We start from the raw sequence: 333 nt of genomic DNA on the forward strand, positions 1-333 counted from the left end.
GGTTCGCACGAATGGACGGACGTATTTCGCGTGCAGCAGCTTCACCTCATAGCCCATCTCGAGGAGCTTGCGAGCCCACCAGTGCCCGCTGCCGCATGCCTCCAGCGCCACGCGTCCTTTGCGCTGAGCTAGGAACTCGATCAGCTTTTGACGCTGGAATCGCCGGTTGTGTATCTCGCCAGTCTCAGGGTCAACCCAGTACAGCTGGAACACATGCTTTGCAATATCCAGCCCAAATGTCATAGCATTCATTTCGGGTCCCTCCGTTCCTGTAGTGGTGGTCACATCTTCCACTCTGGCACATTGCGATGCCGTTCGGTCTGGAGGGACCCC

At 57.7% G+C, this 333-nt stretch carries 1 pseudogene; it reads right to left on the bottom strand.

The annotated features are described in order from the left end of the window. A pseudogene (locus ACYP5B_RS08070) lies at window positions 1-252 on the bottom strand (IS110 family transposase); the annotation flags it as partial. Window positions 253-333 lie beyond the last annotated feature (81 nt).

It is taken from the genome of Cupriavidus sp. 8B (assembly GCF_054589115.1).